This is a genomic window from Pseudoalteromonas sp. bablab_jr011 (assembly GCF_016464045.1).
In the GTDB taxonomy this organism is placed as follows: domain Bacteria; phylum Pseudomonadota; class Gammaproteobacteria; order Enterobacterales; family Alteromonadaceae; genus Pseudoalteromonas; species Pseudoalteromonas lipolytica.
On record NZ_JACDWU010000047.1, the window covers coordinates 1 to 7,278 of the forward strand.

The 7,278-nt window shown below is 42.1% G+C and carries 5 protein-coding genes; 1 reads left to right on the plus strand and 4 read right to left on the minus strand.

Annotation, left to right across the window (positions count from 1 at the left end; genetic code table 11):
• Nucleotides 1-536: 536 nt before the first annotated feature.
• Both JIG41_RS01415 and pmbA read right to left on the minus strand, forming a co-directional pair.
• The gene (locus JIG41_RS01415) at nucleotides 537-953 is read right to left on the minus strand and encodes a VOC family protein (RefSeq protein WP_036973234.1); all 417 of its coding nucleotides are present in this window, start codon (nucleotides 951-953) and stop codon (nucleotides 537-539) included.
• A 126-nt stretch (nucleotides 954-1,079) separates the two neighbouring features.
• Nucleotides 1,080-2,417, minus strand: a complete 1,338-nt coding sequence (gene pmbA, locus JIG41_RS01420; protein ID WP_036973235.1) for a metalloprotease PmbA — start codon at nucleotides 2,415-2,417, stop codon at nucleotides 1,080-1,082.
• Between the two features lie 137 nt (nucleotides 2,418-2,554).
• On the opposite strand from pmbA, the gene yjgA reads away from it, so the two are divergent.
• The gene (gene yjgA, locus JIG41_RS01425) at nucleotides 2,555-3,076 is read left to right on the plus strand and encodes a ribosome biogenesis factor YjgA (protein ID WP_036973236.1); all 522 of its coding nucleotides are present in this window, start codon (nucleotides 2,555-2,557) and stop codon (nucleotides 3,074-3,076) included.
• A 626-nt stretch (nucleotides 3,077-3,702) separates the two neighbouring features.
• On the opposite strand, the gene JIG41_RS01430 is transcribed toward yjgA, so the two are convergent.
• Both JIG41_RS01430 and JIG41_RS01435 read right to left on the minus strand, forming a co-directional pair.
• On the minus strand, nucleotides 3,703-4,155 hold the full coding sequence (locus tag JIG41_RS01430; protein WP_199524159.1) for an REP-associated tyrosine transposase: 453 nt from the start codon (nucleotides 4,153-4,155) through the stop codon (nucleotides 3,703-3,705).
• Between the two features lie 200 nt (nucleotides 4,156-4,355).
• Entirely contained in the window at nucleotides 4,356-6,428 is a 2,073-nt protein-coding gene (locus JIG41_RS01435) for a M13 family metallopeptidase (RefSeq protein ID WP_074989859.1), read from the minus strand.
• Nucleotides 6,429-7,278: the final 850 nt, after the last annotated feature.

Below are 7,278 nucleotides of genomic sequence, written 5' to 3' on the forward strand. Positions count from 1 at the left end.
GTTTAGCTCGCATCTCGCCTTTCGTAACTCGTTGCTTACACCCTTTCACGGCTAAAGCCCCTCCTACAAAAGATACACACTACACTCGTGGGAGGCGTTTTAATGTCGAAAAAGCAAACCCATTCAGCGATATTAAATAACCAGCTCGGTATAGCTGTACTAGCTCGCATCTCGCTTTTCGTCACTCGTTGCCTATAACCTTTCACGGCTAAAGCCTCCTACAAAAGATACACACTACACTCGTGGGAGGCGTTTTAACGCCGAAAAAGCAGACCTGTTCAGCGACATTAAACAACCTTCACGGTTTAGCTCGTATCTCGCCTTTCGTAACTCGTTGCTTACACCCTTTCACGGCTAAAGCCCCTCCTACAAAAGATACACACTACACTCGTGGGAGGCGTTTTAACGCCGAAAAAGCGAACCTTTTCAGCGACATTAAACACCCTTCACGGTTTAGCTCGCATCTCGTAATTCGTCACTCGTTACTCGTTACTCGTTACTTATTTCGCTCGTACTTCGCTCTCGTTTTTTCATCACTAAAGATCGTTATTTCTTTCACTTGGGATGTCACTGAAATATTCGACAAACTCGACTTCAAAGCCTGCGGGGTCAATAAAATACACGTTTTTTCGGTAAGGGTTTTCAGGGCCTAATTTATCCACTTCGTAGCCTGCATCTACAAGGCGTTCAATCACGGCATTAATATCGTGTGTCACATAAGCAAAGTGAGCAAGGCCCACTTGATGGCCCGATAAATCGCGATTTTCATCTTCACCATTATCGCTGAATGCGATGTACTGGTAATCATCACCAAAGTGCAGCCATTTACGCGGCTTTCCAGACCAGGTGCTGTCGCCTTGGCTTCTTACTCGCCAATGAGGGAACGCGGCTTTATAAAAATGCAGCATGGTGTCAACATTACTTACGACTAGGTTTATGTGTTCTAAATGCATAGCGAATTTCCTTTTAAATTATGAAACTGCCAGTACGATAAAACCTAAAGTTTAGTTGAGGTAAAGCATTTTTTAATAAAAAAGCCCCACTTTATTAAGTGAGGCTTTATGATGCTCCGTTGCGTGTTAGCTTCCTGCTATCTGCATTTGTTCAATTAGCACTGAGCCCGTTTGAATCCCGCCACGACGCTCAATATCGCCACCCAGCCCGACAACCGCTTTAAACATATCTTTAAGGTTGCCTGCGATTGTTATCTCGCTGACAGGGTATTGAATCTCGCCGTTTTCTACCCAAAAGCCCGCTGCGCCGCGCGAGTAATCACCTGTTACCGTGTTGACCCCCTGTCCCATGAGTTCTGTGACTAATAAGCCGGTGCCCATGGTGTTTAACAGCGCTTTTAAATCAGCGTGCGTTTGCTCAACTAACCAGTTGTGGATCCCGCCCGCATGACCGGTTGGTGCCATTGATAATTTACGAGCCGCATAGCTTGCTAATAGGTAAGTTTGCAGCTCACCGCCTTGAATAATTTCACGGTCGACTGTTTTTAAGCCTTCTGCATCAAACGGTGATGAAGCAAGGCCTTTTAATAAATGCGGACGCTCAGAAATATTCACACAATCGCTGAACACTTTGGTGCCTAAACTATCGAGTAAAAAGCTCGATTTACGATAAAGTGCACCACCGCCAATCGCCGACACTAAATGGCCAAACAACGAGTTGGCAATATCTGCTCTAAAAATAACGGGCACTTTCATGGTACCGAGTTTTTGACTATTGAGTTTAGCGAGTGTTTCTGTAGCCGCTTCAAGACCCACTTTTGCAGCATCGTTTAAATCGTCTTTATGGCGAGCAACAGTGTATGCAGAGTCACGCTGCATTTGCTCACCTTCTTTGCCAATCACCATGGTGCTTATACTGTGGCGAGTACGTGGGTAACCAGCAATCATGCCATGGCTGTTACCATATACGCGAAGCCCTTGGTGAGACGAAAAGCTCGCACCATCAGAATTTACAATGCGCTCATCAGCATTCAATGCGGCCTGCTCTGCTTGATGACACAACTCAATACCTTGCTCTGGGCTGACATCCCACGGGTGATATAAATCTAAATCTTGTGGTGCAAATTCAAGTAGTTCTTTATCAGCAATACCGTTGAATGGATCGTCAGATGTGAACTTAGCAATATCAATTGCTTTTTCGACCACAGTACGTAACGTTTTTGGGTTTAAGTCGGCGGTTGATGCCGAGCCTTTATTATTACCCACATACACACTGATACCTAAGCCACCATCTTGGTTAAACTCTATTGTTTCAACTTCTCCCATTCGCGTGCTAACAGACAAACCTGACGTGCTCGACATTGCAGCTTCTGCAGCGGTTGCTCCGAGCTTTTTAGCATGCTCAAGAACTTCGCTTACGGCATCTTTCACTTGTGAAATATGTTGATAAATAGGATCTTTCATCTTCGGTGTCCTAGGCTATGATATTTTTTATAGTGTAGCGAATGCTAACACACTGCGAGACGTGCATCAGCTAATATTAATCATTAACTAAATGGCGTATAATAGTGAATAGTTAAGTTTACCGGATGAGCATCCTTATGGCGAAGAAGAAAAAGCCTGCAATTGAAGAAGAAATTATTTACGTATCAAAAAGCGAATTAAAGCGTGAGGCAATGCAATATCACGATCTTGGCGCTGAAATCGCAGGGATGGCTAAAAAGCAACGCGACCGCTTACCATTAAACGACGAGCTTAAAGAAGCCCTCGTCGTTGCAGATAAAGTTAGCGATAAAAGCGATGCTTACCGTCGTAACTTAAACTATATTGCAAAAGTACTACGTACCACTGAAAACGTTGATGAAATTCAAGCCATGATTGACATCATGCTGAACAAGAATAACCAAGCTGACGTATTAATGAATAAAATAGAAAAGCTTCGTGATGACTTGATCAAGCAAGGTGATGACTTAATCAACCCGACTATTGAGCAGTATCCATCGCTTGAGCGTCAAAAAATGCGTCAACTAGTGCGTAATGCAACCAAGGAAGTTAAAGCCGAAAAACCGGCAAAGAGTTACAAAGAGTTATTCCAGTATCTAAAAGATGCGATTATGGTTTAAGTCTCTTTTAATATAAAAAGCCGCTTAATGTAAATTATGCGGCTTTTTTTATAGCCATTTCGGCGTTAAAACGCCTCCTACAATTCCTGTAGGAACGGCTTTAGCCGTGAACAAAACACAATAACCATAAACATTTCGGCGTTAAAACGCCTCCTACAATTCCTGTAGGAACGGCTTTAGCCGTGAACAAAACACAATAACCATTTCGGCGTTAAAACGCCTCCTACAATTCCTGTAGGAACGGCTTTAGCCGTGAACAAAACACAATAACCATAAACATTTCGGCGTTAAAACGCCTCCTACAATTCCTGTAGGAACGGCTTTAGCCGTGAACATGATACAATAGCCATTTCGGCGTTAAAACATCTCCTACAATTCCTGTAGGAACGGCTTTAGCCGTGAACAAAACACAATAACCATTTCGGCGTTAAAACGCCTCCTACAACGCCTGTAGGAACGGCTTTAGCCGTGAACAAAACACAATAACCATTTCGGCGTTAAAACATCTCCTACAATTCCTGTAGGAACGGCTTTAGCCGTGAACAAAACACAATAAACATTTCGGCGTTAAAACGCCTCCTACAATTCCTGTAGGAACGGCTTTAGCCGTGAATGGTAAAATTTAACTATAAATAGATACAATCCCAATAAGGATAATCACGCACATTTTTAACAATTCCAGCCCTCAACGGGTTTGCAATAATGTACCGCGATACGTCTCGTAAATGCTCTTCACTCCGGATCAAAGAATCATAATATCCTGGCTGCCAAATTTTTCTTTTTGAGCTTGCTGACTTGTTTATCAAATATGAACTTTTCCCTTTAACTTCTCTCATTAATGTCGCTAAAGGTACTTTATCTTGTAACTGAAATAACCAATGTAGATGATCAGGCATTACAACGAAGCAAATTGTTCTAGCTTTAATATCTTCTATAGCCTTTAAGGTATTAATTAAGACTCGAACATTATTAAAGTCAGAAAAATAACAGTTTCTATCAAGAGTTGAAGTTGTAACACTGTAGTAATGAAAGGGAATTGATACCCTATGTTTTCTTAGATTTTGATAATGTGCGGTCATCCATAACCCTCCATTCACTGTATTAAACCTAGTCAAAGATAAAACAGAATCAAGATAAATATACATAGAAACGGCTTTAACCGTGAACATTAAATAAAAAAAACCTAAACAATTCGGCGTTAAAACGCCTCCTACAATGATATACATACAAAAAAGGCTCTGAGCAAACACTCAGAGCCTTCTTTTCAAACCATGATTTATTACCAGATCTTCACACGATCTTCTGGTTTGATATACATTTTGTCGCCTTCTTTCACGTCAAATGCCTCATAGAACTCAGGCATGTTTGAAAGAATACCGATTACACGGTAGTGGCTTGGTGAATGAGGGTCTGTCATTAGGCGTGTACGTAACTCTTCATCACGATATTTACGACGCCAGATTTGTGACCAGCCCATAAAGAAACGTTGCTCGCCGGTATAGCCGTCAATCACTGGCGCTTTTTGATCACCCAGTGATAATTGATAGGCTGTATAAGCAACTGTTAAGCCACCTAAGTCACCAATATTTTCACCAAGTGTCAGCTCACCATTTACGCTTGCATCTTCAAACGGCTTGTACTCATTGTACTGAGCAACAAGTTGACCTGTGCGCTCTTCAAACTGTTTAAGATCTGATTCGCTCCACCAGTTACGTAAGTTACCGTCACCATCATATTTTGCGCCTTGGTCGTCGAAACCATGGCCTAGTTCGTGGCCAATTACCGCACCAATAGCACCGTAGTTTACTGCGTCATCGGCTTCTAGGTTAAAGAATGGCGGTTGTAAAATAGCTGCAGGGAATACAATTTCGTTATTCACTGGATTGTAGTAAGCGTTAACCGTTTGTGGTGTCATGTGCCACTCAGAGCGGTCTACCGGCTTACCTATTTTTGCAGTCATGTCTGCAAATTCCCACTCGCTGTAGCGAATGTAGTTACCAACGAGGTCATCACCTTTAATTTCAAGCGATGAGTAGTCTTTCCACTTATCTGGATAACCAATTTTAGGCGTGAACTTATCAAGCTTCTCTTTCGCAGCAAGTTTCGTTTCTGGGCTCATCCATTCAAGACCTTCAATCGCAACTGCGTAGCCCTTAATTACGTTATCAACCAGCTCTTCCATACGCGCTTTTGCTTCAGGCGGGAAGTTATCTTTAACGTATACTTTACCTAGAATTTCGCCTAATACACCATTAGAGGCATCAACGGCTTTTTTCCACAGAGGTGATTGCTCTGTCACACCACGAAGTGTTGTGCTGTAAAAATCAAAGTTAAGGTCTACTAGCTCTTTATTTAAAAGACCTGCGTAATTGCTCACAAAATGGAATTTAAGGTAGTTCTGCCATGTTGCTAAATCAGTATCGCTATAGATACCTGCAAATTTTTCTAGGTAGCTAGGCTGGCGAACGATTACGTCGTCAGTTTTAACGCCCGATGCATCAAAATACGCAGCTAAATCGAACTCACCCGTCAATTTATTCGCATCAGCAATGCTCATCTTGTTATAAGATTTGGTTGCATCACGGCTTTCAACGCGGCTCCACTGTGCATCAGCGATACTTGTTTCAAGTGCGATGATATTTTTTGCAGCAGCTTCTGCATCAGCAACACCCGCTTTGCTTAAGATAGCAGTAATGTATGCTTCATAGGCTGCGCGAATCTTGGTGAATTTTTCATCATCTTTTAAGTAGTAATCACGGTCAGGTAAACCTAGGCCTGATTGGTAAACATACATCGCGTTTTCGCTTGAGTTTTTCGCGTCGTTATTTACGTACCAACCAAATGGTAAGCTTCCGCCTTTAATACGTAACTCAGCCATTAATGTAACGAGGTCTGATTTATTCTTAACTGCGTCAACACTTTCAAGAATTGGCGTTAATGGTTTGATACCCGCAGCTTCGCGGCCCGCTTCGTCCATATAGCTGTTATAGAAAGCAGCTAATTTAGCTTCGTCAGAGCCTGGCTTAACATTTTTATTTGCTGCGGCTTTTTCGAGTACTTCTTTCATCGCTTTTTGCGAATCATCATAAAGCTGAGTGAATGAACCGTAGTTTGATTTATCACCTGGAATTTCTGTTTTTTCTAGCCATTCACCGTTAACGTGATAGTAAAAGTCGTCTTGTGCACGAACAGACTTGTCCATGTTCGCCAGTTCAATACCTGAATCTAAAGGTGCTTTTGCTTCAGTGACGGTTGCCGTTGCAGGTGTTTTAATTTCTTGTTCTTTTTCACCACAACCAACAAGACCAAGTGCAAGCGCAATACTTGCAGCGGTAAGTGTTACTTTTTTCATGGGAGTCCTGTACTTAATTGTTTTTGAAGTATCTATTGAAAAACCATAATAGCAGGTAGTTTTTCGCTTCCCCCATAATAAACCTCATATGCAAAACAATAAAATCGAATATGTAACAATTTTTATCAAAAAGGGATGAGCTGCATATTTGAACGATGAAACAAAAAATTAGAGGTTAAAAGATAGAAAATAGAAAATAGAAAATAGAAAATAGAAAATAGAAAATAGAGGTTAGAGGTTAGAGGTTAGAGGTTAGAGGTTAGAGGTTAGAGGTTAGCCACCTTCGCGCGAAATAAATTTCACGCCTACATTAAACCGTAGGCGTTATGCTTGCATGGCGTGTTTGCGCAGCAACGTCTCTTTAAAAATTCACGGCTAAAGCCCTTCCTACAAGTGACACACATCTCACACGTGGGAGGCGTTTTAACGCCGAGAAAGCAAACCTTTTCAGCGGTATTAAACATCCTTCACGGCTTAGCTCACATCCAACATCTCGCTTCTCGCAGCTCGAACTTCGTTGCTTATAACCTCTTCGCGCGAAATAAATTTCACGCCTACATTAGCTCGCATCTCGTACTTCGTAACTCGTTGCTTACAACCCTTTCACGGCTAAAGCCCTTCCTACAAGTGATACACATCACACACGTGGGAGGCGTTTTAACGCCGAAAAAGCAAACCTTTTCAGCGGTATTAAACATCCTTCTCGGTTTAGCTCGCATCTCGCTTTAGTACTTCGTTGCTTACAACCTCTTCGCGCGAAATAAATTTCACGCCTACATTAGCTCGCATCTCGTACTTCGTAACTCGTTGCTTACAACCCTTTCACGGCTAAAGCCCTTCCTACAAGTGA